The 26,982-nt window shown below is 33.3% G+C and carries 31 protein-coding genes; 26 read left to right on the forward strand and 5 right to left on the reverse strand.

Features of this window, described 5'->3' with window-relative positions; translation table 11 throughout:
- The first annotated feature begins 40 nt into the window (after positions 1-40).
- From P2Q73_RS09900 to P2Q73_RS09930, 7 genes are all read left to right on the forward strand, one after another.
- On the forward strand, positions 41-1,081 hold the full coding sequence (locus P2Q73_RS09900) for an NAD(P)-dependent alcohol dehydrogenase (RefSeq protein ID WP_275786489.1): 1,041 nt from the start codon (positions 41-43) through the stop codon (positions 1,079-1,081).
- Positions 1,082-1,221: 140 nt separating this feature from the next.
- A complete protein-coding gene (locus P2Q73_RS09905; RefSeq protein WP_275786492.1) occupies positions 1,222-1,827 on the forward strand; it encodes a sugar O-acetyltransferase in 606 nt (201 codons plus the stop codon).
- 266 nt (positions 1,828-2,093) lie between these two features.
- Entirely contained in the window at positions 2,094-2,441 is a 348-nt protein-coding gene (locus P2Q73_RS09910) for a cell division protein FtsK (RefSeq protein WP_275786495.1), read from the forward strand.
- Positions 2,442-2,615: 174 nt separating this feature from the next.
- Positions 2,616-3,116, forward strand: a complete 501-nt coding sequence (locus tag P2Q73_RS09915) for a fructose-bisphosphate aldolase (protein WP_275786499.1) — start codon at positions 2,616-2,618, stop codon at positions 3,114-3,116.
- A gap of 186 nt (positions 3,117-3,302) precedes the next feature.
- Positions 3,303-3,869 carry a signal peptidase I gene (gene lepB, locus P2Q73_RS09920; protein WP_275786501.1) on the forward strand — a complete coding sequence of 189 codons (567 nt, stop codon included), beginning with the start codon at positions 3,303-3,305 and terminating at the stop codon, positions 3,867-3,869.
- 370 nt (positions 3,870-4,239) lie between these two features.
- The gene (locus P2Q73_RS09925; protein WP_275786504.1) at positions 4,240-4,611 is read left to right on the forward strand and encodes a hypothetical protein; all 372 of its coding nucleotides are present in this window, start codon (positions 4,240-4,242) and stop codon (positions 4,609-4,611) included.
- Between the two features lie 200 nt (positions 4,612-4,811).
- Positions 4,812-6,179, forward strand: a complete 1,368-nt coding sequence (locus tag P2Q73_RS09930) for an MATE family efflux transporter (protein WP_275786507.1) — start codon at positions 4,812-4,814, stop codon at positions 6,177-6,179.
- A gap of 302 nt (positions 6,180-6,481) precedes the next feature.
- Here the strand turns inward: P2Q73_RS09930 and P2Q73_RS09935 are convergent, their stop codons facing one another.
- The gene (locus P2Q73_RS09935) at positions 6,482-7,936 is read right to left on the reverse strand and encodes a PQQ-dependent sugar dehydrogenase (RefSeq protein ID WP_275786510.1); all 1,455 of its coding nucleotides are present in this window, start codon (positions 7,934-7,936) and stop codon (positions 6,482-6,484) included.
- 397 nt (positions 7,937-8,333) lie between these two features.
- Here P2Q73_RS09935 and P2Q73_RS09940 point away from each other — a divergent pair, with 397 nt between their 5' ends.
- Together P2Q73_RS09940 and P2Q73_RS09945 are read left to right on the forward strand one after the other, a co-directional pair.
- On the forward strand, positions 8,334-8,894 hold the full coding sequence (locus P2Q73_RS09940; protein ID WP_275786512.1) for a YybS family protein: 561 nt from the start codon (positions 8,334-8,336) through the stop codon (positions 8,892-8,894).
- Between the two features lie 648 nt (positions 8,895-9,542).
- On the forward strand, positions 9,543-9,980 hold the full coding sequence (locus P2Q73_RS09945; RefSeq protein WP_275786514.1) for a YflT domain-containing protein: 438 nt from the start codon (positions 9,543-9,545) through the stop codon (positions 9,978-9,980).
- Positions 9,981-10,486: 506 nt separating this feature from the next.
- Here the strand turns inward: P2Q73_RS09945 and P2Q73_RS09950 are convergent.
- Positions 10,487-11,068, reverse strand: coding sequence for an LOG family protein (locus P2Q73_RS09950; RefSeq protein ID WP_056830118.1), 582 nt, complete (start codon positions 11,066-11,068; stop codon positions 10,487-10,489).
- A 92-nt stretch (positions 11,069-11,160) separates the two neighbouring features.
- On the opposite strand from P2Q73_RS09950, the gene P2Q73_RS09955 reads away from it, so the two are divergent.
- The 10 genes from P2Q73_RS09955 to P2Q73_RS10000 all read left to right on the forward strand — a co-directional run bounded on the left by P2Q73_RS09955 (position 11,161) and on the right by P2Q73_RS10000 (position 17,413).
- Positions 11,161-11,481, forward strand: a complete 321-nt coding sequence (locus P2Q73_RS09955) for a MazG nucleotide pyrophosphohydrolase domain-containing protein (protein WP_056830116.1) — start codon at positions 11,161-11,163, stop codon at positions 11,479-11,481.
- A 391-nt stretch (positions 11,482-11,872) separates the two neighbouring features.
- Complete coding sequence (locus tag P2Q73_RS09960) at positions 11,873-12,124, forward strand: DUF3221 domain-containing protein (RefSeq protein ID WP_275787450.1); 252 nt, start codon at positions 11,873-11,875, stop codon at positions 12,122-12,124.
- Between the two features lie 202 nt (positions 12,125-12,326).
- Entirely contained in the window at positions 12,327-12,653 is a 327-nt protein-coding gene (locus tag P2Q73_RS09965; protein ID WP_275786517.1) for a hypothetical protein, read from the forward strand.
- A gap of 584 nt (positions 12,654-13,237) precedes the next feature.
- Positions 13,238-13,642 carry a GNAT family N-acetyltransferase gene (locus P2Q73_RS09970; RefSeq protein ID WP_275786519.1) on the forward strand — a complete coding sequence of 135 codons (405 nt, stop codon included), beginning with the start codon at positions 13,238-13,240 and terminating at the stop codon, positions 13,640-13,642.
- A gap of 96 nt (positions 13,643-13,738) precedes the next feature.
- Positions 13,739-14,200 (forward strand): hypothetical protein, encoded by a 462-nt coding sequence (locus P2Q73_RS09975; protein WP_275786521.1) that lies wholly within the window; start codon positions 13,739-13,741, stop codon positions 14,198-14,200.
- Between the two features lie 100 nt (positions 14,201-14,300).
- Positions 14,301-14,663, forward strand: a complete 363-nt coding sequence (locus tag P2Q73_RS09980; RefSeq protein ID WP_275786523.1) for a histidine kinase — start codon at positions 14,301-14,303, stop codon at positions 14,661-14,663.
- 205 nt (positions 14,664-14,868) lie between these two features.
- Positions 14,869-15,381: a DinB family protein gene (locus P2Q73_RS09985; protein WP_275786525.1), complete on the forward strand. Its 513-nt coding sequence runs from the start codon at positions 14,869-14,871 to the stop codon at positions 15,379-15,381.
- 385 nt (positions 15,382-15,766) lie between these two features.
- On the forward strand, positions 15,767-16,138 hold the full coding sequence (locus P2Q73_RS09990) for a DUF2750 domain-containing protein (RefSeq protein ID WP_275786527.1): 372 nt from the start codon (positions 15,767-15,769) through the stop codon (positions 16,136-16,138).
- Positions 16,139-16,297: 159 nt separating this feature from the next.
- A complete protein-coding gene (locus P2Q73_RS09995) occupies positions 16,298-17,047 on the forward strand; it encodes a phosphotransferase family protein (protein ID WP_275786530.1) in 750 nt (249 codons plus the stop codon).
- A 144-nt stretch (positions 17,048-17,191) separates the two neighbouring features.
- The gene (locus P2Q73_RS10000) at positions 17,192-17,413 is read left to right on the forward strand and encodes a hypothetical protein (protein WP_275786532.1); all 222 of its coding nucleotides are present in this window, start codon (positions 17,192-17,194) and stop codon (positions 17,411-17,413) included.
- 298 nt (positions 17,414-17,711) lie between these two features.
- Here the strand turns inward: P2Q73_RS10000 and P2Q73_RS10005 are convergent, their stop codons facing one another.
- Positions 17,712-18,542, reverse strand: a complete 831-nt coding sequence (locus P2Q73_RS10005; protein ID WP_275786534.1) for a glycerophosphodiester phosphodiesterase — start codon at positions 18,540-18,542, stop codon at positions 17,712-17,714.
- Positions 18,543-18,985: 443 nt separating this feature from the next.
- On the opposite strand from P2Q73_RS10005, the gene P2Q73_RS10010 reads away from it, so the two are divergent.
- The 4 genes from P2Q73_RS10010 (at position 18,986) to P2Q73_RS10025 (ending at position 22,403) form a co-directional block, all read left to right on the forward strand.
- Positions 18,986-19,774, forward strand: coding sequence for a lipid II flippase Amj family protein (locus P2Q73_RS10010; protein ID WP_275787453.1), 789 nt, complete (start codon positions 18,986-18,988; stop codon positions 19,772-19,774).
- A gap of 277 nt (positions 19,775-20,051) precedes the next feature.
- Positions 20,052-20,243, forward strand: coding sequence for a hypothetical protein (locus P2Q73_RS10015; protein WP_275786537.1), 192 nt, complete (start codon positions 20,052-20,054; stop codon positions 20,241-20,243).
- Between the two features lie 186 nt (positions 20,244-20,429).
- A complete protein-coding gene (locus P2Q73_RS10020) occupies positions 20,430-21,047 on the forward strand; it encodes an NUDIX hydrolase (RefSeq protein ID WP_275786540.1) in 618 nt (205 codons plus the stop codon).
- A gap of 954 nt (positions 21,048-22,001) precedes the next feature.
- Positions 22,002-22,403, forward strand: coding sequence for a hypothetical protein (locus P2Q73_RS10025; RefSeq protein ID WP_275786543.1), 402 nt, complete (start codon positions 22,002-22,004; stop codon positions 22,401-22,403).
- 169 nt (positions 22,404-22,572) lie between these two features.
- Here P2Q73_RS10025 and P2Q73_RS10030 read toward each other — a convergent pair whose 3' ends face one another.
- Positions 22,573-23,085: a DUF3231 family protein gene (locus P2Q73_RS10030; protein ID WP_275786545.1), complete on the reverse strand. Its 513-nt coding sequence runs from the start codon at positions 23,083-23,085 to the stop codon at positions 22,573-22,575.
- A gap of 222 nt (positions 23,086-23,307) precedes the next feature.
- Here P2Q73_RS10030 and P2Q73_RS10035 point away from each other — a divergent pair, with 222 nt between their 5' ends.
- On the forward strand, positions 23,308-23,709 hold the full coding sequence (locus tag P2Q73_RS10035; RefSeq protein ID WP_056830090.1) for a hypothetical protein: 402 nt from the start codon (positions 23,308-23,310) through the stop codon (positions 23,707-23,709).
- 295 nt (positions 23,710-24,004) lie between these two features.
- Here the strand turns inward: P2Q73_RS10035 and P2Q73_RS10040 are convergent, their stop codons facing one another.
- Positions 24,005-24,367 (reverse strand): VOC family protein, encoded by a 363-nt coding sequence (locus tag P2Q73_RS10040; protein WP_275786549.1) that lies wholly within the window; start codon positions 24,365-24,367, stop codon positions 24,005-24,007.
- Between the two features lie 217 nt (positions 24,368-24,584).
- Between P2Q73_RS10040 and P2Q73_RS10045 the strand changes: the two genes are divergently transcribed.
- Complete coding sequence (locus P2Q73_RS10045; RefSeq protein WP_275786552.1) at positions 24,585-25,619, forward strand: ArsR/SmtB family transcription factor; 1,035 nt, start codon at positions 24,585-24,587, stop codon at positions 25,617-25,619.
- A complete protein-coding gene (locus tag P2Q73_RS10050; RefSeq protein WP_275786555.1) occupies positions 25,616-26,833 on the forward strand; it encodes an MFS transporter in 1,218 nt (405 codons plus the stop codon). Before P2Q73_RS10045 ends, P2Q73_RS10050 begins: the two co-directional genes overlap by 4 nt.
- Positions 26,834-26,982: the final 149 nt, after the last annotated feature.

Raw genomic sequence — 26,982 nt, forward strand, 5'->3', positions numbered from 1 at the left:
ATTCTCTTGGTTAATATAAAATTCGTAGGAGGTTTTACTTATGATAACTGCTAAAGCGCGAGCTGTTGACGGTCCGGACAAACCCTTTAGAGCGGCTGAAATTCAACGACGTGATCTTGATTTGCATGATGTTCTGATCGAAATTAGATATGCAGGCATATGCCATTCCGACATCCATACTGCTCATGGTGAATGGGGCCCAGTAAACTATCCACTCGTACCTGGACATGAGATTGCCGGAATCGTCACAGATATTGGTGCAGAGGTCACAAAGTACAAGGTTGGTGACCGGGTAGGGGTCGGATGTATGGTTGACTCCTGTGGTAAATGTGAGAACTGCAAAAAAGGAGAAGAACAATACTGTCTCAAAGGAAATATCCAAACATACGCGGGTGTTGATAAATACGGTGAACCTACTCAAGGGGGCTATTCTACACACATTGTTGTACAGGAAGATTTTGTGCTCAGAATTCCTGATAGTATTAAACTAGACGCTGCAGCTCCATTACTTTGTGCAGGTATTACGACATATTCACCGCTAAATCACTGGGGGGCTGGTCCAGGTAAAAAAGTAGCGGTTGTTGGTTTGGGCGGTCTTGGCCACATGGCTGTTCAAATTGCACATGCTATGGGTGCAGAGGTCACTGTGCTTTCTCAGACAATGAAGAAAAAAGACGATGGTCTGAAATTAGGTGCTGACAGTTACTATGCAACAAGTGAGCCAGAAACATTCGAGAAACTTTCTGGAACTTTTGACTTAATTATTAATACTGTAAGTGCAAAGATTAACTTGGATGCTTATTTAGGACTGCTAAATCTTGATGGCACGTTAGTAAACGTGGGTGCTCCTGCTGAACCGTTGTCACTAAGCGTCATTAACTTAATCGGTCATCGTCGTTCCTTTGCTGGTTCGATGATCGGAGGAATCCGCGAGACTCAGGAAATGTTAGACTTCTGTGCAAAGCAAAACATTTTTCCTCAAATTGAGGTTATTTCGGCCGATCAAATCGACGACGCATACGAACGCGTATTAGCTTCCGATGTGAAGTATCGATTCGTTATTGACATTAGTACAATGTAATTTTCGTAAATTAATAATTTTTCTTTATACACGAGGATGTTCTAAAAGTATTACTTTGGGACATCCTTTTATATTAGTTGCTTCAAGGTTGGAATAAGTTGTTAAATTGCTTTTGAAAATTAAGATAGGTGGTTTTAATAATGGACATGAAAGATTTTATAGTTTTTTGTAAGAAAGGCAATCCAATTTCAGGAGAGGATAAGGAACTTCACGGTCTATTAACCAAGTGTAGTTATGAAGCCCAAAGGATTACTATGAAATTGAATACATCATATCATTCTAAAGAAGAAATAGTGGAGATTTTTAGAGAACTGACATGTAACCAAATTGATTCCTCTTTTATGTGTTTCCCTCCATTTTATACAGACTTCGGTAAAAATATCACGATTGGAAAAAACGTCTTTTTTAATACAGGGTGTTCTTTCCAAGATAGAGGTGGAATTAGTATAGGAAATGGATCAATGTTAGGTATGAATGTCACGATTGCTACACTTAATCATGGGTTATCATTAGAAACAAGAAACACAACATATCCCTCACCAGTTATAATTGGCGAAAACGTATGGATTGGTTCAAACGCAACTCTTCTACCGGGTGTTACAATAGGGGACAATTCTGTTGTGGCTGCAGGAGCAGTGGTTACTAAGGATGTTCCAGAAAATGTGGTTGTTGCAGGAGTACCTGCTAAAGTATTAAAAGAAATCAATAAAGGTGATAACTATTTTAATTTTGGTATTTTTGATTAATAAAATCTGTTTCAAAAAATGTTCCTTAAGAAGTTACCTCAAGGGTAACTCTTTTGAACTAACAGGTGCTATAGTTAAAGAACATGGGTTGCTTAGCCAACTCTTTTTCTTATTGAACTAACGAAGCAGTTTAGTTTAACAAGCAAATGGAAAATTAATATAAAAATGGAACCTCGATTCGTTTCAAACGTATTCAAGTAAAGAAGTAGGTAAGTTTAAGTGTTGTATAACTTGTGACCAACTATCGGTGCAGTTAGGGGCAATGTATGAAAACATTTAAAAAAATAATTGAATTCCTAAACAGAATGAAAGAAATCGATTTATGGGGAGATAAAATGGAAGATCTATCCAATAAAGAAGAAGGATACATACACAGAGTTTCAACTCAAAATCCCTATGGGCTTATAGGATTGATTTTGGGTGGAATTGCATTCACTTTCGGACCGCAATACGGCTTTATTCCCGTTATTACTCTTATCTTTTGCATAGTGACCCTATTTACTTTTGATAAAGAAAAAGAAGATAATCCTTGGCCTTTCTACTTGGGGATATTACTTTCATTAATCGGCTTTTGTATGTTTATTATCGGAGCGACACACCAGATAATTCTCTAATTATGCAGCGATAATTTATTCCTGAATCTGGCGAAATTGTGGAATAAGCTTCACTTTTCTTATTCAACCAACGGGTGCTTTAGTTAAACAAGACCATGATTAGGTATTGTTTTTTTTATGTAGAATAGTTGAATAAAATAATACTGAAATAGATGTATTTGAGGGGGTTTAAGTATGAAAAAATTAAGTTTGCTATTCTCAGGTTTATTTTTTTTATTATTAACAGCCTGTAATAATGAAGAACCCTTAATAGAAATTGAAGTAAAAGTTTCTTCAATTAGTGATGATGAATACAGTAAAGTTGATGCCACTAAAGATTTAATTGAACCAAAGCAAGAAGATTTTAAGGTACTTGAATATACATTTAATATGAAACACACAGATGCTGTGACAAATCGACAAATTGAGAGTTTTGAAGATTGGAGAAAAACGCTAAATAGCATAGATGAAATTGACCGTTATTGGTATGGAAGTGCTTCATCACAAGATAACGCATCTGAAAACTTTGCGGAATATCAATATAAACTTGTTTATTACGCAAAAGGATTATCTGAAGAGGATATTAAGAAAGCGTTTAGTGATGCAAAGCTTACAGTTTCGTGGACTGAGAATAATAATGAACAAGAAGAAAAACAATACAAAATAGCGGATTTAATAGAGTTTAATAACGATTAAGAAGGTCTTATTCTACTAATGGGTGCTTTAGCTGAAGAACACGAGTTGCTTTAGATTTTTTTAATATTGAACTAATGCAGCAGTTTAGTATAACTAGCAGGTATTATTAAAGGGAGGTCGAATAAGATAATTTAATGAGTTATTCAAGTAAATGCTAAGTGTTTAAAAGAGAAAGAGGTGTTGAAAGTGAAAAAAGTAAAAGAAAAAAATGAATTTTTGGAATGGGCAAAAGCAATAGGAATTGCTATTTTATTTGCATGTGGTATTCGATTTTTCCTATTTACACCTATTGTAGTTGACGGTGCTTCTATGATGCCCACATTTGAAAATGGTGACAGAGTAGTAGTAGATAAAATAGGACCAAAATTGATGGAGTATGAAAGATTTGATGTGATAGTATTTGAAGCAAAAGAAGATACTAATTATATCAAACGTATTATTGGTATTCCTGGTGACCAAATCACTTATGAAAACGATGAACTTTTTATTAACGGTGAGGGGTACGAAGAACCCTACTTAGAGGAATACAAAAAAGCTTTGATAGACAATGGTACACTTACTGGAGACTTTACATTAGACGAATATTTAGGTGAATTAACTGTGCCAGATGGATACTTTTTTGTACTAGGAGATAATCGTCGTAACAGCACAGATAGCAGAGACCCGAGTGTTGGATTTATTTCGAAGGATAAAATATTGGGTACCGCAAAAATTGTATTTTTACCTCTAGATAATTTAAAGATGATAAAATGATAAAGTGAATTGTAAATGAAATAAGTTAGTTGATGTTCAAGTTCAACTAACGGGTACTTTAGTGAAACAAGACCATCATTTTGATGGTCTATTTTTACCCCCAAAACAAAAAGTAGATTTTAGCAATCAAATTTTTCTAAATTTAAAAACCATCTAAGGTGACTTTTAAAAATTAATTCACTTTATAATAATTATATATTATATATAACTCTTTTCCCTAACCAATGAGCAAATAAAACAAGGGGAATTATAAGAAAACTAAAAGGTAGACTTATAATAAGAATCTTCCACTTTATGACTTCTTTTACTAACAAAGCTTTATATAACACTAAACTACATGGAAGAATGATTATTAACGACGTTATGGCTCATGGAGTTATGGAACGGAAAAATATTGCTTGTCCAACCACAGGTAACCGCTAATTTTTTTGATGTCGAAGCTAAAATTTTTAATAAACATTTGCATATATTACTTAATGTACATTATCCATTTATGGCTTTTGCTTTTGATGTGGAATATGGAAAGATTATTTTTATTGATGAACCTGAGTTATTTAAACAGTTTAGCCCTTTCTATAATGTTCTGGATACAAAGGAACTGAATGCACCTGTAATACTAAGGTTAGATTCTAAAAAGAGTATTGTACAAAATGACAATGAATTTAATAGTGATGAATTGAAACAAATAGCTTATTGGAAGCCTGAAAGAATTGGAGACATTATCTTTAATTATTGGGATTAGAACTACGCAAAAAGAAATGATCTTATTCAACTACCTGCTTCTTTAGTTGAACAAACGCAGCAGGTTGATTCCATGCAAATGAGAAATAGCTAATTGAACTAACAAGGCAGGATAGTAGGGAAAAGACTCTGATAAACAGTTTCTAAATGTCAGCTATATTTCTATTATTCTTTTTAAATTTAATAAGGAAGTGATGGCAAATGTCCTCAAATGGCACGGTTCAAGATCACTCAACCAAACAGAAGGTATGGATTATTTTATCTTTAGCTATACCAGCAATAATCGAAAACGTATTGCAGACTGTGGTTGGTTTCGTGGATACACTTTTTGTTGCTCGGTTAGGTTTGAATGAAGTTACAGCTGTTGGTATTGCAAACACTATTATTGCGGTTTATATAGCTATCTTCATGGCAATTGGTGTAGGGACTTCTTCTCTCATCGCACGAAGTGTCGGTTCTGGAGATTTTGCTAAGGCTAAGTCAATTGCAAAACAATCTACATGGATTTCAATAATCAGCGGAATCTTATTTGGAATAATATCTTACTTTTTTGCAGAACCACTTCTAAAAATTATGGGTGCAGACCCGCAAGTACTAAAAGATGGTATAACCTATTTCCGTATTGTAGCTGTACCTTCTGTTTTCATTTCTCTCATGTTTATCTTCGGAAGCATTCTTAGGGCTGCCGGGGATACGAAAACTCCTATGAAAGTAAGTGTTTGGATTAACGTCATCCATATTGGCTTAGATTATGTCTTAATATTTGGCATTTTAAATTTCTCTGGCTTGGGTGTGGCAGGGGCAGCGATCGCAACAGTTATAGTACGGGTATTAGGGACAATTGCCTTATATCGTTCCATAAGAAAGTCAAAACTCAGTTTCTCTCTTTTTGAGTATACATTCAAAGATACTCAATATATATCTCCAATTTTAAATTTATCTACTCCTGCTGCTGCTGAACGACTTATTATGCGGTTAGGACAGGTGCTATACTTTGGACTCATCGTTCGAATCGGGACTGAAACGTATGCTGCTCATTCGATAGCTGGTAATATAGAAATGTTTTCATATATGCCTGGTTATGGTCTAGCAATAGCGGCAACGACTTTAGTTGGGCAGAGTATTGGGGCAAATCGTCATAAGGAAGCTTACCAGTATGGTTTATTAACAACGTGGATCGGAATCATAATAATGTCTATTGGAGGGTTATTTTTATTCTTCCTATCTCCATGGATGGCCACATGGTTCACGAATGATAAGGTAGCTATTGATATGGTAGTAACAGCACTCAGAATAGATGCTTTTGCACAACCTTCTTTAGCAGTAGGTTTAATATTAGCTGGTGCATTACAGGGGATGGGAGACACAAAAAGTCCGATGTACAGTACTGCGATTGGAATGTGGTTTATCCGTGTGTTAGGAGTATATATTTTAGGAATCCAACTTGAAATGGGAATAGCAGGGGTCTGGTTATCTATAGCCATTGACTTGATAGTTCGGGCTATATTCTTGTTTTTTAGATTTAAAAACTTTTTCACAAAGGAAAAATGGAACAAACAACTTTTATGATGTTCATTCTAGAGATCAAGTTAATTATTTTCTTCTTCAACTAACGGGTGCTTTAGTTAAAGAAGGAACAATAAAATATCAAGCTTTTTTATGAGAATGAATACTAAATCACAACGAAAGAATCCATTTTGAACAATCTTTTTTCAAAATGGATTCTTATATTCATGGTTATATAAGGGTTAAATAGGATGGTTAATCATTATCGTAATTCCATATATCCCTAAATCTTGTTTTAAATTTCGATTCAATTAAATCTAGGAAAGAGATTTATCTGGTATTAAGTCGAATTTTATAGTTATGAATCATGGAACAATTTCAAAAACAGTACCTTGGTTAAAATCAGTCACATTCATAGAGCCATAAACCCCTAAATATAGTCTAGTTTGATCCAGATTCGTTCCTAAGCTAACATAATAAGCTGATTGAGACCCAAAATTATAATCGGTTTGAATAACACTAAAATCATTTGGTTTACCATCTGTTCTTACCCTAGTATAAGCTAAAACCCCTCTAACCGGTGGTTGAGATCCTTCATCCCGGGCAAAATCGGTAAACACAACGCTGCCCGTTAAATCGGGGATTCCATTCCCCAAATATGCTTGCACTCCTGTAAGTGCAGTTCCTCCAAACTTATCGGGTCGTGGATCTTTATGAAAATAACTAGTTAAAGGTTGAAGGCGCCTGAATGAATTTTTTACTGTATCTTTGTAATAAGCAATTGTTTTCTCTTCCAAAGTCGGATTTGCAGAGCAGCCCCTTATAATCGAAGTAGGAAAAGTACCTTCCCATCCTCGCCAGCCAAAGTTAATAAATCCTTCTTTTTCAGTTTCAGATTTCATTAAAGAAGCTTGAATAAGTTGAGTAAGCGGTATTGGTTTATAATGAATGAATGAAAAAATCGACTCTACTAAATCCTGGCCGACATTTCCCACATATTTGATATACTGATTATAAAACCTATGAAATGAAATACCAGGTATATTACGAACCCCTTTGGCAATTACCGTTAGTGTTTCCTGAATAGGTACGGGAAGTTCATTAAAACGTGTGACTACGGGTGGATTACCGATAAATGTATTATTAGCTACATCAATTTCAATTATTTTACCCGCGATTTCCATATCATCCTGACTTAAATTAAATGGATCATAGCCTGATCCACCATCTCCGGTTGTTAAAACAAGTTTTCCTGTTTCAGGTGAAAAGTTTAAGCTATTGACACCATTATGATTAAAAAATGGTCTTCTTAAATTAAGTAATGCCCGCCGTTTTTGAGGTTGACCATTCGATTGTAAAATCCATTCCTCAACAGTATCAATATGATCAAATTGAGTTTCTCTATTAATCCACTTTAGGTTTAAGGTTCTGGGGTCACATGGATTAGGCTGAAAAAATTCAGGAAGACCATCTTGGCCTCGTCCTGCAGCTTCTGAATTAGGAAGAGCACTTGGACCTTGTGTACCAGCTACAGAATAATGAAGATAAAACAGACCGTTATAATGAAATTCGGGATGAAACGCTAGCCCTATCAATCCTCGTTCATCATATCCACCACCAGAAACCCCTAGTTTTATGATTCGCGGGCGAATATCTAAAAAAGTCCTTATAACTCCGTTTCCAATGTAAAAGATCTCTCCTACCTGGGTTGCAATAAATAATCTTTCAATTGAGTCACCCGGAAGTATTGCTGTTTTTAAAACAGTGGGTAAATTTATTTTACTTACTATGGGTCGTAAACTTACCTTTACATTTAACAATTAACTTGATGCTCCTTCTTATTGTTTTTTTATAAGAATATGATTAGAACTGTTCTATTAGTATCAAACTAGGCCCCGGGAAATTTCGGGAATATACTTAATAATATAAACATATATAGAACAATCTCTTCTTTGTCTTCAGTCATTAAATAGTATGGATTTCGTCTTAACTAAAATCTGAATCCAATATGGAGGCACTGAGTAATTGTATTTAATTGAAAAGACTGCTGTTTACTCTGAATTACCACTCGAAATATGATTATTTTTCTATTCTTTTTTAGTGATATTAGTAGGTATAAGTGATGTAATGATGGCTATTGCATATATAAATGCGTTTCTTTTGTACCGAAAAGGATAAAGCTTATGTGTTGTAAGAAGAGAAGGGGGAACTCATGAATTGTTTAGCGTTTTATCACATGAATCATACAAGCTCCACCATTATTTTAAAACGTTTTCTTATTCTAAAAAGCTCGTATTAGCCGCCATTTTTTCAGCACTTGCAGCTATCCTGCAGTCAACCGGAAACTTTCTCCCAGGGATTGGTTATTTAATCAGTCCTTTTGCCACTCTCCCTATCTTGATTTGTACTATTATATCAATCCCCTTTGGACTTCAAAGTTACGTTTTAACGTTTTTTATACTGACTCTGATTCAACCTAGCGAATCTTTTGTTTTCCCGTTTACAACAGGGATAGTAGGTTTAGGAATTGGAATAGCTCTTCTTATTTTAAAAAGACGAATTTACATTATAGTTTTTACGTCTGTATTATTAATGAGTGGAATTTGTTTTCTTCTATATATTGTCCATTTCCCTGTTTTAGGGCCTATCGCTAGTACATTTCTTTCATTAAAGGTTATGGGGTTTATTTACATTTTTTCTTTTGCATATAGCTGGGTTTGGGTTGAATTAAGCAGGTTTATCTTTAAGAAATGGTATAAATTGATGGGGGAAAAATAGGTAAGAAAATTGGGCGCATTGTTATGATAAGAAATGCGCTATATCTTCGCAAGGTTCATATAGTTTGCTAAGATGTTAGTCACAAAAGGATTTCTTGTTAAAAGTATACTCATATTAAGATGCTTTTCACAATTCCGTTAACGGGAGCGATTGTTTAACAAGCGTCTCTTTTCTTATTAAACTAACGAGTGCTTTAGTTAAACAAAACCATCATTTCGATGGTCTATTTTTACGTCCAAAGCATGGATGGCTATCGTGGCAGCATTCCTGTTTGAAAGATGTTCAGGGACTTGAAAGAAAAAGAGCCCTCTAGTATGTTGCTGATTTTATTGATTCCAATAATCTGCTTATTAGGGTTTTGAGGATAATAATATTATAAAGACAACTATAAATTAGAGGAGTGGACTTTTCCAAACTTGTTCCTATCATTATACTAATTATCTCTTGATTGTTTTAAACTCCTCTACGGAGAGGGAAGAAGATCTTTTTCTATTTTTAAATATGTGCATGTGTTTGTAAACAATATTCCGGGAACCGCAAGATAGGAGGGAATTCTAAAATGAGTGAAGCTTGAAGGTGAAATGTGTCTAGTAAAACTAAAGAACGGGTAAAGAATACATAGCTGAAGCAAATAGGAGGTAATTTTTAATGAAGAATCATGTTGTTGGCGTATACGAAAATGAACAACAAGCGGCTGAAGTTGTTGAAGACTTAAAAGAGAAAGGCTATACAACTGAGGAAATTTCAGTTATTGCTAAAAATACAAAAGAACTATCGGAAATCACACAGGAAGTAAAACCCTCCACCAAGGATGGAGCCATTGCTGGAGCTGTAACTGGAGGAGCAATTGGTATAGCTGGCGTGATAGCAGGGTTATCCACTGTATTGATTCCCGGATTTGGTGCTGTGTTGGCTGCAGGTCCCATTATTACAACAATTGGAGGAGCAGTCGTAGGGGCCAGCTCTGGTGCTGGCGGATTAAAGCATGCTCTTATGGAAATTGGAGTCCCAGATGATGAAGCTGAACGCTATTCTAAAGACGCTCAGGATGGTAAAATCCTGGTATTTCTTCATCCCAAAGAGTGAGGGCGTATTAGATGGTCCGATGTTTGCATAAATAACACGCAGTGATTTTAGCTAAAAGTCTCTAAATCACTTGATTTAATAGTTTTACTCGGGAATTGACACATGATGGACTACAATGGATAGCGCGAGAGATTCCGGTTCTAAAGAAGTTCGTTTGAATTCTGCCGAGGGCATAAGAAAAATTAGTGAGTTCCTATATTTGTACGAGTCTTGTACAAACATAGGAACTTTTTTTGTTTAGATGCTTTTCAATTGCTGATACAACGCAATGGAGGGAAGTATCATGTCAAGAAAAAAATCAGTTAGCACAAAATTTATTGGAAAAATTGGCTCAAAAGTATAAGGACTAAGTACACTTAAATCTTCCGAGGTATAACCGCAGTCAAATCTAGGGCGCTTGAGTTGAAGATTAAGCTGCCAAATTGGTGGCTTTTTTTTGCTCTAAAGGAGCGTCAGTTTAAGAAATAACAGATTAAGTTTAATTAACCTTAATCCGTTTTGGTCTATTAGATCTGTTTTTCAGTAATGTAAGTTTTTACTGTTGGTGGTTCATATATATTAAATTTATCAAGTATTCCTTTTGGTTCATTATCGACTAATGCCATAGTAAGGTACTTTTTATGTAAAAACTGTTCCTCTGACATATGATTAAATAAAGCGATAAGAGGATCATAATAATGATTAATATTTAATAGACCACATGGTTTTTGATGAAGTCCTAATTGAGCCCACGTAAAAATTTCAAAGAACTCTTCCAAAGTTCCTGGCCCACCAGGTAAAACTATAAATCCATCTGCCAAATCTGCCATTTTTGCTTTTCTCTCATGCATAGAATCTACGATGATCAACTCTGATAAGTTCTTATGGGAAATCTCTCTATTTTCTAGAAAACTTGGCATAACACCTATTACATATCCTCCTTCTTCTAAAAGTGAATCTGCAACAGCACCCATAATTCCAACACTCGCTCCACCATAAACAAGTGCAATATTTCGTTTAGCTAGTTCTTTACCAAGTTTTTTTGCACCTTCTATATAGACATCAGATGCTCCATTACTCGATCCACAAAATACGGCTAATTTTTTCAATATATCGCCTCCTAAATAATCACCATTAAAGATTATATAAAACTTTCATTTATTTGTTAAACTTAAAATATTGAAATTGGAGGTTAGATAAAATGAATGTCACTGAATTTCAACAATGGGTAAAGGATTATTATGAAAGTAGGGGCTGGTCTGAGTTAGACATTTTTATTCGTATTGGCTTTTTAGCAGAAGAAACGGGAGAAGTTGCACGAGCTATAAGAGCCCTTGAGATTGGTAGGGATAGACCCGATGAAGTTCAGGGTTCTTATGAGGAAAATAAACAGGAATTAACTGAAGAATTAGGGGATGTATTAGGTAATTTAATTGTGATTGCAAACAAGTACAATATCCCTCTAGATGAAGTGTTTCAGTCACATAAAAAGAAACTATTAGAACGTTATTCTAATGATTAGGTTAATAAGCATTATTTCAAAAATAGGGCGCAATTGTTGAAGAACCTTTGGACTTAACGACTTTATTGCTATATTTTTAAGTGCCATGAAGTATTTTACATCAATATTTAAACAATTTTATTTCAACACCGTCCTACTCTGAACGATGGGAAAATTTATAAAAGAGATTTTTGGTTTATAGGTGAATTAAAGTTAGTTCAACAAGACCATCATTGCGATGGTCTTATTTTTATTAAAACTTCAAGTAGATCTCAGAAATCCATTTTGAAATGTTACACTTAAACTAACGGGCAGGTTAGTTGAATAAGGATGGTATAAAATTAATATAATAATTGGATGTACAGAAAATGAAGCTACATCGACAGAAGAGTATTTAAAAATAGAAGGTTATATACTAGAAGTTGAAGAAGGAAGAATATTGGTTGCTAAAGAAATTACTTCGGAAAAATATGAAGAAATTAAAGATAAAACAATTGGCGAAATTCAGGAGTTGGATAATGAAAGGATTTCACTTATTTTCCTAAGTTATAAAGATACAAGTAGCTTAAAGATAGGTCACAAAGTGGATGTATGGGTTGATGGTGGTTTTAATGAATCATATCCTTCTCAAGCTGGAGCAAAAAAAATAGAGATAAAAAATTAAAAATTTCTTGTTCAACTAACGGGTGTTTTAGTTAAACAAGACCATTATTTCGATGGCCTATTTATATGTCCCAAACATCAATTTGGTTTCGACGATCCATTGATAAATGTTACTCTTCAACTAACACGGCAGGATAGTTCAATAAGTTTGTTTAAGTAAATGTAAGTACTAATATTAAAAATATCTGAAAGAGGGGTTTCTTATGCCATTAGAAGAAGGTGTTTTCGAGCTGTTAATTGGAGGCTTTTCTGTTGTAATGGGGATTGCAATTTTAACTTTATTGTTACTTTGGTTACAAAAGAAAAATAATAGTTCTGCATATGTCTGGACACTATTGCATCTAATATTATTCTCAGTTGCAGTATATTTTTTCTTAAAGGCTATTTCTTTTGATTATGAACACGTAATGGCATCTGAAGAAAATTCATTTCAAATAGGGGTTGCAGGAATCATTTGGACATTTAGTATGGTTTGTTTGATAATAGGAATCTTTAAATTTTCAAACTCTGGAAAAGTAATTACTTCTTAAATTAATGGAGGCTTAAGTAAGAACATGGGTTGCTCAGGCAACTCTTTTTTCATTTAACTAACGAGGTAGTTTAGTTGAATAAGAAAAGAGCATTAGGGTGGATAGAATGTTACAATTAATGAAAAATAATCCATTTTTATTAATAGGAATATAAACAGGGGGAAAATTATGTTTTATTTAGTCATAATATTCGTTGTTATGTTGATTAGCGCAATTATTTTTTATCCTATATTTTATTTTATTCCCATTGAAAAAAGAAAGAGATGCAATCAATTTTTCCTTGTAGTATTGATTTTGTCGTTCTTAACTATTCTGGTAATAAGTCCCTTTATGGTAATAGTACAGCTACAATTATTGTTGATATTATCTATTATAGTATCTTCGGTTTCGTGGATTGGATATCTGTATTCTAAAACAAAACCCGAAACTTAAACTAATGGGAGGGTTAGTTGAATTACCGTTCTTATTCAACTAACGAGTGGTTTACGTGATAATGTAGATGAAAGGAATAAAAATTGATAAAAGTAAGATTAGCCACGTCAAACGATCGGCAATAATTGGTGAATGTATTAAATAAGGCCACGTTGGCTTTGCAACAAAAAGGGATTTGCCAGTGGGATTATCCTTGGGATGTAAATAAAATTATTAGCGAAATAAAGAATAATTATGCGTATGTATTATTCTTAGATGAGGAAATAGTTGGGACTTTTTGTATAAAGGACATAGATAGTTTAAGTGAATTAACAATTGATCCAAAAAGTAATTATTTGTTTCAAATTGCCCTTCTACCAGAATACCAAGGTAATAATTATGGATCAGAAATAACGGACTTTGCCCGTTCTTTTGCAATTGAAGGAAAGAAGACGATTTATTTAGACTGTTGGGCTGGAAATGAGAAGTTAAAAGGTTACTATTTAAATAATAGGTTCGAGTATTTAGGTGATTTTCCCGAAGAAGATTATTTCATTAGCATTTTTAATTACAACTAATTACAATCCTTATTGTACTAACGGTGCAGGTTAGTTTAATAAGGAATTCTACTGACAAGAGGAATAAAGAGTATTAATCAATATTGGGGGATACTTATGCGTAGTTTTATTATCAATTTGTTAGTTTTTGGACTGTTATTAACTGGTTGCTCAAATGGAGCAAGTATTACAGAAGTCGGAGCTTATATGGCAGAAGATATACCTTTTGAAGATGGAACAGGTAGAGTAACTGTTGCATTTGAGGCAATCGATGACAGTACGATTGAAGACGGAATTATTGATGTAATTGTATTAGCAAAAGGATTAAAACCAACTGGAAACTATGAAATTTCACTTGGAGGAGTTGTTTTTGGTCCTGAAGAAAATGTAGAGATTCGATTTGGAACTATGGTTGGTGGAACTTTATTTCAGCCTAATGAGCAAGGAGAACTATATGTTTCAATGAAGAACCCATTAAGAATAATAGATGGTAAAGAAGTGCGAGTTATTGTATCAGAAAATGGAAAAGAAGTTTTAAGAACTCAACCTTTTATAGTGTCGAAAAAAACTCCGCTATAAAAGAAAGATCAATAGCGTTGAAACTTTGTGGAATTCTAATCGAACTAACGAAGCAGTGAATTAATGGGGTATACCAATTTTAAATGGAGGAAAATTTCATATGAATGAAAAGCAAAAGCTACTTTTTCAAAACTTAAAAAATATAAAGGATTCCTGGACAACAACAGCCGTTGATGGCTTAAATCCTATTACAGATTTAAGTTGGTCTGAAAATGAAGACGAGTATAAAATTCTTCAAACAAGAATCACATCACAAGAAGAAATAAATGCTTTTCATAATATTCAAAATGATATTATTCAAGGTGTAATTCACTCTATATTAGTTATGATTGATGGTGGAAATGAACTTGCTGACCATTTTTTAGTTGATTTAGTTGATAGAGACACAAAAGAGTCACTACAAGAAGATATTGCATTACACGAAGAATTCTTTGGTTATTTATGTGATATTGAAGAGTGGTAACAAAGTCTCCTTATTAAGCTAACGGGAGCATTTCTACAATAGGTTATGACGTACTTATATTGAAGTAACGAAGAAGTTTCTTTTGAGAAGGAAAATATTAACGAAAGCAGGATAGTAAAATAATACTCAAAGAATACTTCTCGTCATGGAGAATATAAATAGAAAAGGAACCTAGATATTTACTTTCTGGTGAAGGGAGAATTTCATGATTAATTTAGTAAATGACAAACTGTATGAAACGAGAAATAACTTAGTAAAGGAGATTACTTCATTAAGTTATTCTCAATTTAATGGTAGGCTTGGTATGGATATGTGGAGTATAGCACAAGTTTGTCATCACTTAGTTTTAGTGGAACAGGCAACAATAAAGGCTATAGAATGGGGATTAAAAAAGGTTGATAATACACAGACAGAACGTAAAAACGTTCATCTTATATTGGATCGAACGAAAAAGTTTAAAGCTCCCGAAATCGTTGATCCAGATGTAGAACCATTTGAAGTTCAGTCAATCCTTGATTTGTTAAACGATTCGAGAAAAAAATTTTTGACTTTCCTTAATACAATAGAGGATAAATCGATATTGGCGGAAAAGTCATTTAAGCATCCTGCCTTAGGTGAATTACCACTTGACCAATGGATTGAACAGATATATTTACATGAACAGCGACACACAGAACAAATAAAAGAAATAAAGTTACTTTTAGATGCAAGGCACTAAACTTATGATTAACAACAAATTCCTGTTTAAATAAAGGGGAAAATAATTTTTTAGCTATGTGAAATAATATATTTATAGTAACGGATGCTTTACTTCCAGAGGGAGTAGGGCCTTTTTTCTTTTTCGTCTAACGTAGCAGGTTAGTTGAAGAAGAACCCTTCACTTGATACAGTGATACTCGGCAATTACGATTTATCTTTTCCTGTTTATTCTAAGACTGCAGCAGGTTTCAATATGTGTAAGGAGATTGTTGAAAAAATGGCTTATTTATACGGCAATAAGAGACGAAAGAACGGCAGGAGTACGATTCCTTTTTAGTGAAAGAAGGTATGAACAAAGGAATGGAGAATTAATATCTTAACCTGTATAAAAAGTAGGTGTTATTTTGTCACAAGCAGCTGCACAATGGAGTGCATTTATAAAAGAAATTATTAAACATCGTAAAATATGGACAATTAGGGACGAAGTTGGTATTCCAACTTCAACAAATATTAACGGTGAAACATCAATGCCATTTTGGTCTTTAAAATCGAGGGCAGAAAAAATCATTGGAAATGTTCCTGATTATAATGGATTTCAACCATATGAAATAGAATTTGAAGAATTCCTCAATCGATGGTTAAAAGGTCTAGAAAAAGATGGATTATATCTAGGGGTTAATTGGAGTGGAAAACGGGCAACAGGTTATAATATTAATCCAAAAAAGGTTTTGGAACGTATTCAATATGAACTTAGTTTAATTGATAAATCTTCTTAAACTAACAGGTGCTTTAGTTGAACAAGTGGCTGACTGTAAGGATAGCTTTATCTTTTTGAACTAACGCAGCAGGTTAATTGAACAAGGATTCCAAAGGTTGGAAGGTGAACAATTAAATTGCCGTTGTTGTTTAGGCAAAAACTTAAGGAGAGATATCTAATGAATTTAGGCACTCCAATAGCAATAGGAAATACAGCGAAAATCTTTCTTTACGAAAACAGGATTATCAAACTATTTAATGACAATTTGCCTGAAACGGAGTCTTCAAATGAAGCAGATAAGCAAAAATATGCTTATTCGTGTGGACTTTCTGTACCTAATGTATTGGATGTCACGAAAATAGATGGGAAACAAGCTATCATAATGGAATATATTAAGGGTAGAACAATAGGAGACATTCTATCCGAAAACATGGAAAAAGCCGAATATTACATGAATGTTTCCGTTGATATACAACATAAAATTCATCTGGTTGTGGCTGATTCACTTGAATCCATGGCTGAAAAATTAAGCCGCCAAATTGAATCGGCTAATAATCTAGATAATAGACATAAGTCTGCTTTAATACAAAAATTGGATACGATAACATTTGAGAATAGGCTGTGTCATGGAGATTATCACTTGTTTAACTTGATTATGTCAGATAACAACGTGACAATTATAGATTGGGTTGATTCCAGCGCAGGGGATATACGTGCGGATGTATATCGTACATATCTTTTATATTTACAGTTTTCGAAAGAATTAGCCGATATGTATTTGCGTATTTATTGTAAGAAAAGCGGTTTGTTAAAGGATGAAGTCTTTCAATGGGCTCCAATAATAGCGGGGGCAAGATTATCTGAAAGTGTACTGTCAGAAAAATCAGGACGTCTTATCGACATAGTAAATTATTACTATCCTTTATAACTATCAATTAAGGGTAGGTAATTTCATTTACTAAGGAATAAAGAAGAATTATTATTACATTTACTTTAACTAACGGTGCCTATATTTCAAGAAGGAAGTAAAGCCTTCGTCCTTTTTGAGCTGACGGGGCAGGAGTGGGATTATTTGCTTATAATAATTATATTTATTATCGTAGTCATTTCATTCTATGTTATATCGATTTGGCAATATATAAATCCAACAAAGGCTATACGTTTATGGCATCAACCAGCATATAAGGAGGACCCTAAAGTATATGAGGCATTTGTAAGGCGTTCTATTATAACAAGTGGTATTTTCTTCACGTTGGCTTTTATCGTAATAATTGTTATGACAGTAGTTATATAAAATAGGAGCGATCGCACAACAAGAGCAGCAGTAGCTTCTTCACTAACGGATGCTTTAGTAAAATTGCTACACCTAGATCTCTAGCTTAAAGTTTAGGTGAGATTATGAGAGGTAGTACTTAATGTAACTTTGTACAATCTCCTAACTTTTTAATTTAAGTGCAGAACTTCATAATCTCAAGTCATTTAAACCATTATCCACTAACCTCTGATAACCATTATCAAAAAACCAACAACAAAAATCCAAACAAAAAAAGGAGTAGCAAATACCCCTTTTCCTAAACTATTTTACAGTAATATTAGTTTCTAGGATCTACATAATCCGGATAATCAGAAATGATTGCGTCAACGCCCATTTCGAGTAAGAAGTCTGCTGCTTCTTGACTACGTACTGTCCATGAACCAATTTGCATTCCTTGAGAGTGAACTTGATTCACTAATTCTTCTGTCACAATTCCATAACTTGGGTTAAACCAATCCGCATATGTTGAAAATTCTTGTAAAGCTTCCAATGTTGTATCTGCACGGTTAGAAGTTAATACACCGACTGGAACTTGAGGAAGAAGCTGGTCCACTCTTTTCACTGATTCAAAGTTAAAAGATTGAATAATGATTTTTTCATTTTGTGGTTTATCGAGATTTCGTTCTTTTAATACTTCTGCTACTTGTTCTTCAATACCAGGGTAAAGCTCTGGAGCCTTTAATTCTATTAAAATTCCAATTTTTCCATGGTAGAGATCAAGAATCTCTTCAAATGTTGGGATAGGTTCTCCCACAAATTGTTCCCCTTTCCAACTACCTGCATCAAGACTTCTAAGCTGTTCAAATGTTAAATCTCCTACTTTTCCCGTTCCATCTGTTGTACGATCAACTGTTGTATCATGAATCAATACTAATTTACCATCTTTACTTCTTTGAACATCAATTTCAATATAATCGGCTTTCATATCAACTGCTAGATCAAAAGCAGCAATTGTATTTTCAGGAGCATAACCTGTTGCACCACGGTGTGCTACATTTTCAACTTGTTTTCTTTCACCTACTGTTTGTTCTACTGCAAACGCCTGACTGAATGGGCTGAATATTAACGATAAAGCCACTCCTGTACCTATTAATAATTTTTTGCTCATCTTCTCCATCTCCTATCTAAAATATCTTTCAAATTTATTTTAGAAAATGGATGTTAAACTAATATGTAGATATATTTATAGATTAATGAAGTTTGTGTTAACGAAATTTGACCTTTTTCCTTACGTTTTTTTACAAATCTACTAGAGGAATCAGTAGAATAAGTGTACTACATTGCTACATTTTACCAAAACACTCGAATAACTCTTAGCCAGCATCATAATAACGCCAGTTAAGAAAATAGATAAAAAAACCTAAATATAGAGCAAAATTTTATAAGGTATCAATTGAAAATTATCCTATAATACACTTTGGAAACAATTTCAATATCTAATTCGTTTATATAAAGTAAATGGGAGTTATAGACAAGTTATCGGAATACTATTTCAAACAAATAAAAGTGGGGTAGGTATTGTCTTTGGAATTTTTCACAACGCAATTAGTAATGATTGCATTATTTATCTTAATAATTCATTCAATTGAAACCTTAGCATATTCAGTACGTTTATCAGGGGCAAGAGTGAAATTATTAGCATCGGCACTTTCCCTATTTAATGTGATGGTAATGGTTTCAAGGCTAGCGAATATGATGCAACAACCTTTTACAGGAAGTTTGATTGATAATGCACCAAAAGAAAATGCTTTAGAATTTGTCGAGAGTCAGTATCGAATTCTAATTGGTTCTGCAACATTAGGTACGATAATCGGTTTACTATTGTTACCGACATTTATTGCTGTTTTTTCGAGGGCAATCATTCATTTAGCACAAGAACGCGGTTCGATTCCAGCGTTATTGAAAAAAGGATTTACAAAATCATATTTTAGACGTGCAAAAAAGCATATTCATCTACCTAGATATGCATATTTAAAAGATATGAGCTGGCGTGATATACCGATTAAATTATTTTGTATTAATATTTTGATTACAGCAATTTATACAATTGGAGTTTTATCTGCACTATATGCAGCATTGCTTGCACCTGAACGTGCAACAACTGCTGTTATGGCATCGGGTTTAATTAATGGTGTAGCTACCATCTTGCTAATTGTCTTTATTGACCCCAAAATTTCAATCCTAGCGGATGATGTAATCAACCAAAAAGGGAACTATGTTACTTTAAAAAGTGCCTCTATTATGATGGTAACATCAAGATTGTTAGGAACACTTTTAGCACAGGTGTTATTCATTCCTGGTGCAAAGTATATTGCTTGGTTAACGCAGTTTCTTATGTAGTTTTTAAAAAAATTACATGTAATATTACAAAGAGGATGGGGAATATATAATCTGTATAATTGGTTTTAACGCAAACTTTATAACAATTTCTGATGGTGCTATTTTAGTTGATTAGGTTTGAATGATGTATTCTTACTAACAAGTGTCTTTTTTCTTATTGAACTAACGCAGCAGGTTAGTTGAACAAGGACTATATAAATATAGTGTAGGAGATAGACATGCGTAGAGAATTGGCGCACTTTTAGATAGATTATTATTTTTGGGGGATGATGTTAGTTTGAAACATGATATATTAAAAGCATTCTTCATATTATGGGGGCTTATATTATTTATTGAGCTACTCGGGTTTGGATTATTGACTAATAGACCTCATTCAACTTCAGAAGTTATCTTTGCTGTCACTGTAATTGCTGTAACCAGTGTATTTGGTTCGGTTGGAATGTATTTATTTAAAAGCTCGAGGGAATAAAATCTAATTCAACCACCGGATGCTTTAGTTGAAAATCAAAGAGTGGTATTAGACTGCTCTTTTCTTATTGAACTAAAGTGGCAGTTTAGTTCAATAGAAATGTTATAATAGATGCTACTAAAAGTCGTTAAAATGGTCAATAAAAGAATAAAAGAATTTAAAATCTCCTTCAAAGTAGGTGTCTAAATGAGTAAACAATGGTTAGAGTGGGCAAAAAGAATTCAGGCTTTGTCCCAGTCCGGATTGGCCTTTTCTAAAGATATTTATGATATCGAGCGTTATGAAGAATTACGTAATATAAGTATAGAAATTATGGCAGAACATACTGAACTCGATATGGATAAAGTTAGGGATTTATTTACAAATGAAACTGGTTACCAAACTCCAAAAGTTGATGTTCGTGGTGTGGTTTTTAAAAATAATCAGATCTTAATGGTAAAAGAAAATATTGATGATAAATGGGCTTTACCAGGTGGATTTTGCGATATAGGCCTATCTCCCTCTGAGAATGTTGTGAAGGAAATTAAAGAGGAATCTGGTTTTGATGTAATACCGATTAGATTAATTGCTTTATTGGATAAAAATAAACACCCACATCCTCCAGAAGCTTATCATTATTATAAGATATTTATAATGTGTGAAATTGTTGGAGGGAAACCTACTCTAGGTACGGAGACGAATAATATTAATTTTTTTTCGGAACATAATTTACCACAGCTTTCTACTAATAGGAATACTGAATCACAAATTAAAACCCTCTTCGAATTTTTGAGGAACCCTGAAAAAGAAACGATATTTGATTGACACTAAAGATATTTTGTTTAGAACCTGTTATTTAAAGTGTGATTCATAATGTAGCTTTGTAAAAAAGAGTAACAAGACCATCAATTCGATGGTCTATTTTTACGTCCAAAAAATCAAGTACTTTTCGGCGATCCATTGTTAAAAGTTACGCTTAAACTAACGTAGAAGTTTAGTTTAACAAGTTTTTATTTATATGGTAAAATAATACAAAGAATACTCAAAAATGAGAGAGGTGATAAGTATATGTCATCTATAATTGTATTCTGTACTATATTAATAATAATTGTTTTTTTTGCTATGGCAAAAACGATAAAGGATAGTCAAAGTAATGATAGAGATAAATAATACTTTTTTCTAGGATCGATTACTTCACTAACGGGGCAGTTAAGTTTAATAAGAAAGCATAGATGAAGGGTTATTAGTGGATCTTTCAAAAGAACGGTTAGTATTAAGATGAATTATTGAAAATGATTGGAAGATGTGTATAAATACGCCAGCAGAATTTATGCTCTTTTGTTGAACTTATTCAACAGGCAGTTTAGTTGATCAAATACATTGAATTAACTAAACAGTTTTAAGTAAAAAGCAAAGGGTGGTGATTATTATAGAATCCTTAGGAGTTATTCTATTTTTATGGATTTTTTTATGGTCTATTACAAAAACGTTAGAAAAATTAACAGATAGGATTTTAGAGAAACAAGATAAGCAGTATAAATTATTAGAAGAAATAAAATCGAAATTAGATGATAAATTTGAATAGAAGATTGTGTTTTATAAAAGGCATAATAATGTTTCTCCTAATTTAACTACCGGGAGCTTTATTTCAAGAAGGAGTAAAGGCTTTTTTATTCTTCAACTAAAGCAAGGTTAGTTGAAGAGGTATTGTTTAGACGCGTGTTGAAATAGATATTATATAGAAAAAATTCAATATTAGATTTGGGGAGAGGGAGAGTTATGTTCAGGAATGTACTCACATTATTACTTACAATATTGCTTTTAACAGCTTGTTATTCTAATCAAGAAACTATTAAAGCAACTGGTGAAGGGGACTTATGGAAAGTACATTACATATACGAAGTAACAGAGAAGGAACTCTATAAGAGAGGAGGAATTGAATATACAGGAGATGAAGAACTTCTTTATGTCAATTATTCGTTAGTTACTGACGAAGGCGAACGTAGTGGGGAACGAAAACCTCAAGAAAATCAAACCGCTATAGATTTTGGGACGAGCGCAGGTAATAACCCTCCAGGTATAGATGCCGCAATTATATCGTTAAATCATGCTTATATAGAAATTAAATGGCGGACTAATACAGGTGAATATGAAGAAAAAATTAACTTGAAAGTTAACTAATTTTGAGTGGATATTAATCAAACTTTATTTTTAAAGCAATATCTAAAATGCCTTATTCAACTTAAGAGGCAGTTTAATTAAATAGGAGAAAGTGAGTTTTTTTCACACTTAACACGTATTGTGAATCAAACATAAAAGGGCAATCAAAATAAGATTGCCCAAAAAATTATTATTCTTTATCTGGAAAGTTTAAGTGTAGTGGTGGAGGTATAAGCCAACCTTTATCTTTGTTTAATCGTAATAGCTTTGCTCCTAATTGGGCTTTGCTTAAATGGAATTGGCCATACATTAAAGCAATATCTTCTCTAATACACTGACCCATTGCCTTACTGCATGCGACTAAACCTGTGGCACAATCCATTGATAGTGCAGCACTTATTTCAGGATCATTAAATCGTGCACCAGCAGGAATGTCTTCTAGTCTTGCAACTGGCCGTTCAGGTGGTGCAGGTGGTAGTCCAATTCCATTAATTTTTAATATTACTTCAACTTGTTTATTTTCGTCTTTCATACATTGAATCGATTCTTCAATAATCTTTACTAAATCTTTATCACCTGTGTGATTAGCAAAGGTTTGATATGCAGCGATTAAACCGTTGTTTGTAGATAAATTAGTCCATAAAGCAAATACTTCACCGTAATGTAACGGTTCATCTTTTGGGTTACCGCTTAGAACTCCCATTATTGCACTCCCTATCATTCATAATAATTTTTCATTCAAAAATATTATGTGTGTAAATTAGAAAAGTATTCATATAGGGTTTAGAATCAATACTTAAATCACAGTTCGACTAAAATGTTTCAAAAACAAAAAATACCTTTTACATGATGGTCTTAAACAACTGAAAGAATAGTTAAATAAAGGTATTAGGGTAATTTTTATAAAACCAGTTGATAATGGGAAGTGATATCTGTCAAAAAGTTAACTTTAGCAACTTTATTTTTGGTAATCCTATTATTGTTTGCATGCCAGACAAATAAGAACGATTTAGTTTTTGTTGGCGATGGTGAAAATTGGTCCTCCAAAGTATCTGTTAATCAAACTAACGGCGACGAAACATATCAAATTCAGATTAACTACAAAGGATATAACAAACAGGATATTGAAACTTTTACTTACTATGTTGAAACAAAGAGTAACGGAGTAATAGATTTTGGTGAGAATAATGCTTCTTTAAATATAGAGGGCATATATCAAAGAGATCTACCGATTTCTAATAGCCCATCTACAAGTATAAAAGATGAGTTAGTAATAAAAGTAGAATGGAATGGAAAAAGCGAAGATTTTACCTTAATAAATGAATGATTTATTACTAACGTGGTGCTTTAGTAAAACATGACCATCATTTGATAGTCTATTTTTCAGTGCTCCATTAAGTAGTTGTTTAAAAGTGTAATGAAAGAAAAATAAATTCTTGGGGAATGGCAAGAGTGTTAAATGTTGAATAGAGAAAAGAGTAATCAAATTTTAATGACTTTACCAAAAGAAGAAATAGAAAATACCTATAAGATGGCTCTGTTTTCTAGTTAAACTAAAGCAAAAGGTTAGTTAGAAAGAAGACTAAAAAAGTCCAACAATTATGTTGAACTTATTATACTTGTTACAAATTTTCAAATTGAAGGTATTCTAAAATATTTCCGAAGGGGTCTCTAAAACTAATATATTTTCCCGGAGGACAATTAGTTGGTTCATCTATAATAAAATATACTTCTTTCTCTTTTAAGAATTTAACTTTTTCATAAATATCTTCCGTTCGCAATCCTAATACAACTCCAGAAATATCTTGATTATAGGTTGAATTATTTTTCTCTTCTAAAACAAGTGGTAACTCTTCATGTACTAGTGATACAATCTTCGGACCATACTGTTTGTTTAATTCAAAACCTAAAGTATTCGTATAAAAGTCAATTGCTTTGATTAAATTTGGCACGTAAATGCTTATAACACAAACTTGATTTTTCATATTAGTCCTCCTATTTTCGGTATTATTAGCTATATTCTACACTATTAATAATTATCCTTTTTTAAAATAACATTTTCTTTTTGTTTTTCATTAAACTAGCGGGTCAGGTTAATACAAGAAAAAAATTTGAATATTGATTCGAAAAATATTGAATTTTGTATTCGAAATATGTATTGTTTAAATTAAGTCGACTAATAATCTAATTGGGGGTACTTAATTGAAGTATGTAAATTTAGATGAACCTGAATCAGTGTCAATAATAGTAGAAACATCTCCTGTTTGGGAAACTATCCTTGGGATTGCTGGTTACACCCATGGTCAAATTAGGCACACTTTTGATTTAGATCAAAGGTGGGAGTCATCAACTATGCCAAATACACTTAAAGAATCATTAAAGGAAATCCAAAAGACTAATTTCTGGTACAGCTTAATCTTGTTGCAAGACAAGTGTTCAGCACAAACGATAGAGGAATTTTCTAACAACATGTTAAATATGGATAGAAGAGAGTTTTATGGAACACTACTGCCCTATAAAGACCGCAAGAGTGAAATTATTCGAAAGGAACTGATTAATAAGATAGATCAAGGCGGCAACTTTAAGGAATATGCGTCCTATTTTAAGGGTCACGATTATTTAGAAGGATATGTTCTTAATCTTGAACGGTATTCGCAAAGTGAACTTATTGAGAATTTTATTAACGTACTGAACGAATGGTTTGATTGGATATCGAAGTTTGACGAGTGGACAAAGTGGAATCGAGCAATAGAGTTTGAAGGGAAACAATATCATTCTATAGATAAAACAAAACCAATTGAGGCCATTGAAATGATTACCGGCGGAGTTGAATATTTTCCTGAACCATCAGTTTGGACGGTAAAGCTTATTCCTCAAGTGTCCTATCGTCCCTGGACTTTAACAGTACGAACACCTGAGACGAAGTTATTTTTTTATCCCTTGAAGGAAGAGTATTTTTTGGAACCAGGCATTCCTCCTATGGAATTGATTCGTGGACATAAAGCATTAGGTGATGAAGTACGACTGAAGATACTTTACCAATTGACGAAAGGTGCATCTTCTTTACAAGATTTAAGTATACAATTCAATGTTTCTAAAACAACCATTCACCATCAGCTTTCCTTATTGAAAGCAGCCAAATTTGTTCAAGTAAACAAAGGAATTTACACAATCAATAAAACTCATATCAATGCTTTCTCTGGTCACCTTAGAAAATTCCTTGGAGAAAATCAATGAGAAAGTTTTCAAAATCTCTCCAAGCACTATGGGTTGGTCAAATTGTATCTGAATTTGGTGGTGCTGCAGGCGGGATTATAAATGGGTTACTCCTGTATGAACTTACGGGATCCAAAGAATGGATGGCAACTATTTGGTTAATTTATTTTATTCCATCTCTTCTATTACAAAGTATAAGTGCACCTTTCATGAATCATGTTGTGAAAGAAAAAATGCTTCGAAATATTCAGCTGGTACGAGCTGGAGCATACTTAATTCCTCTTGCGGGGTATCTGATTGGTTCAGAAATTGGAGTAATGATTGGCTTGGTTTTGCTCCAATGTGTGTTGGGTTTGATGCAACCGATATACGCAACCCTTTCCTTTTCTTTAATTCCTGAAATATGTAAAGAAGATGAACTTGTTGAAGCAAACGGTTTGTTGGACACTACACTCAGACTTATGAGTATTATCGCTCCAGGAATTACATCTTTATTACTTTTGATTATTCCGATGCAATATATCTATTTAGTGTCTTCTCTCATGTTTTTGATAAGTTTTATCTCACTTTCCAGAATGCCTGTTATGAGTATTAATAAAATGGCAACATGGTCAAAAAAGTTTTGGTGGGAAGAACTAAAAGAGGGATACAGAGTTTTCTTTAGTTTTCCCATTCTGCTTAGACTAACTATACTATCATCAACAGTTCAATTTGCTGTAGGAGCTACGATGGTTTTAAGCATACCCTTTATACAAGGGGAACTTGGTGGCCAACCATGGCAATATGCAATATTTAAAGGTGCTTTTCCTGTGGGTTATATTTTAGGTACGGTACTACTTTTAAAAATACCCAAAACTCCATCGGTTATGTACCTAGGATTACTTGGTGGAGGATTATCGTTTATTCTTTTATTCTTTGTACAAACAATTCAATTCGCTTGGTTATGTGAATTAATGGGAGGACTATTATTTCCTCTTTTTAATGCACAAAGTGCCGCCATTTTCCAACAAGAAGCTCCTCGTAATCGTTTAACTCAACTAAGTGCTGTTCGTCTTTTTATATTTAGAGTATCTATGCCTGTTGGGATATTATTTGCTTCATCAGCTTTTTTCGATATTAGCACTCGGAGCATGTACCTCATTATCGGTTTATCAATTGTACTTCCTGCCATGTTTTTCTTAATTAGTTCAGTTAACCACTTAAATAAATTTTTTATTCGTGTAAAGGAGAAATAACAATCAGCTTTCTATTAAAAGAGCGTTCTTAATGTTTTACGCTCTTTTGGTTGAACCTTTTGAAAAGATGAAGAAGCATTTGCTATATGGGGAAATATAGCTAAAAACTATTCTCATGAGGAGTGGTTTATTAGAAGAACATCAGTACA

The organism is Bacillus sp. Cr_A10 (assembly GCF_029222665.1).
Lineage (GTDB): Bacteria > Bacillota > Bacilli > Bacillales_A > Planococcaceae > Psychrobacillus.

Bases quoted from the DNA above. Each gene is read 5' to 3' on its own strand.
- P2Q73_RS09900 (WP_275786489.1), top strand. From the start codon at position 41: ATGATAACTGCTAAAGCGCGAGCTGTTGACGGTCCGGACAAACCCTTT.
- P2Q73_RS09905 (WP_275786492.1), top strand. From the start codon at position 1,222: ATGGACATGAAAGATTTTATAGTTTTTTGTAAGAAAGGCAATCCAATT.
- P2Q73_RS09910 (WP_275786495.1), top strand. From the start codon at position 2,094: ATGAAAACATTTAAAAAAATAATTGAATTCCTAAACAGAATGAAAGAA.
- P2Q73_RS09915 (WP_275786499.1), top strand. From the start codon at position 2,616: ATGAAAAAATTAAGTTTGCTATTCTCAGGTTTATTTTTTTTATTATTA.
- P2Q73_RS09925 (WP_275786504.1), top strand. From the start codon at position 4,240: ATGGAGTTATGGAACGGAAAAATATTGCTTGTCCAACCACAGGTAACC.
- P2Q73_RS09930 (WP_275786507.1), top strand. From the start codon at position 4,812: ATGTCCTCAAATGGCACGGTTCAAGATCACTCAACCAAACAGAAGGTA.
- P2Q73_RS09945 (WP_275786514.1), top strand. From the start codon at position 9,543: ATGAAGAATCATGTTGTTGGCGTATACGAAAATGAACAACAAGCGGCT.
- P2Q73_RS09955 (WP_056830116.1), top strand. From the start codon at position 11,161: ATGAATGTCACTGAATTTCAACAATGGGTAAAGGATTATTATGAAAGT.
- P2Q73_RS09965 (WP_275786517.1), top strand. From the start codon at position 12,327: ATGCCATTAGAAGAAGGTGTTTTCGAGCTGTTAATTGGAGGCTTTTCT.
- P2Q73_RS09975 (WP_275786521.1), top strand. From the start codon at position 13,739: ATGCGTAGTTTTATTATCAATTTGTTAGTTTTTGGACTGTTATTAACT.
- P2Q73_RS09980 (WP_275786523.1), top strand. From the start codon at position 14,301: ATGAATGAAAAGCAAAAGCTACTTTTTCAAAACTTAAAAAATATAAAG.
- P2Q73_RS09985 (WP_275786525.1), top strand. From the start codon at position 14,869: ATGATTAATTTAGTAAATGACAAACTGTATGAAACGAGAAATAACTTA.
- P2Q73_RS09995 (WP_275786530.1), top strand. From the start codon at position 16,298: ATGAATTTAGGCACTCCAATAGCAATAGGAAATACAGCGAAAATCTTT.
- P2Q73_RS10005 (WP_275786534.1), bottom strand. From the start codon at position 18,542: ATGAGCAAAAAATTATTAATAGGTACAGGAGTGGCTTTATCGTTAATA.
- P2Q73_RS10010 (WP_275787453.1), top strand. From the start codon at position 18,986: ATGATTGCATTATTTATCTTAATAATTCATTCAATTGAAACCTTAGCA.
- P2Q73_RS10020 (WP_275786540.1), top strand. From the start codon at position 20,430: ATGAGTAAACAATGGTTAGAGTGGGCAAAAAGAATTCAGGCTTTGTCC.
- P2Q73_RS10025 (WP_275786543.1), top strand. From the start codon at position 22,002: ATGTTCAGGAATGTACTCACATTATTACTTACAATATTGCTTTTAACA.
- P2Q73_RS10030 (WP_275786545.1), bottom strand. From the start codon at position 23,085: ATGGGAGTTCTAAGCGGTAACCCAAAAGATGAACCGTTACATTACGGT.
- P2Q73_RS10040 (WP_275786549.1), bottom strand. From the start codon at position 24,367: ATGAAAAATCAAGTTTGTGTTATAAGCATTTACGTGCCAAATTTAATC.
- P2Q73_RS10050 (WP_275786555.1), top strand. From the start codon at position 25,616: ATGAGAAAGTTTTCAAAATCTCTCCAAGCACTATGGGTTGGTCAAATT.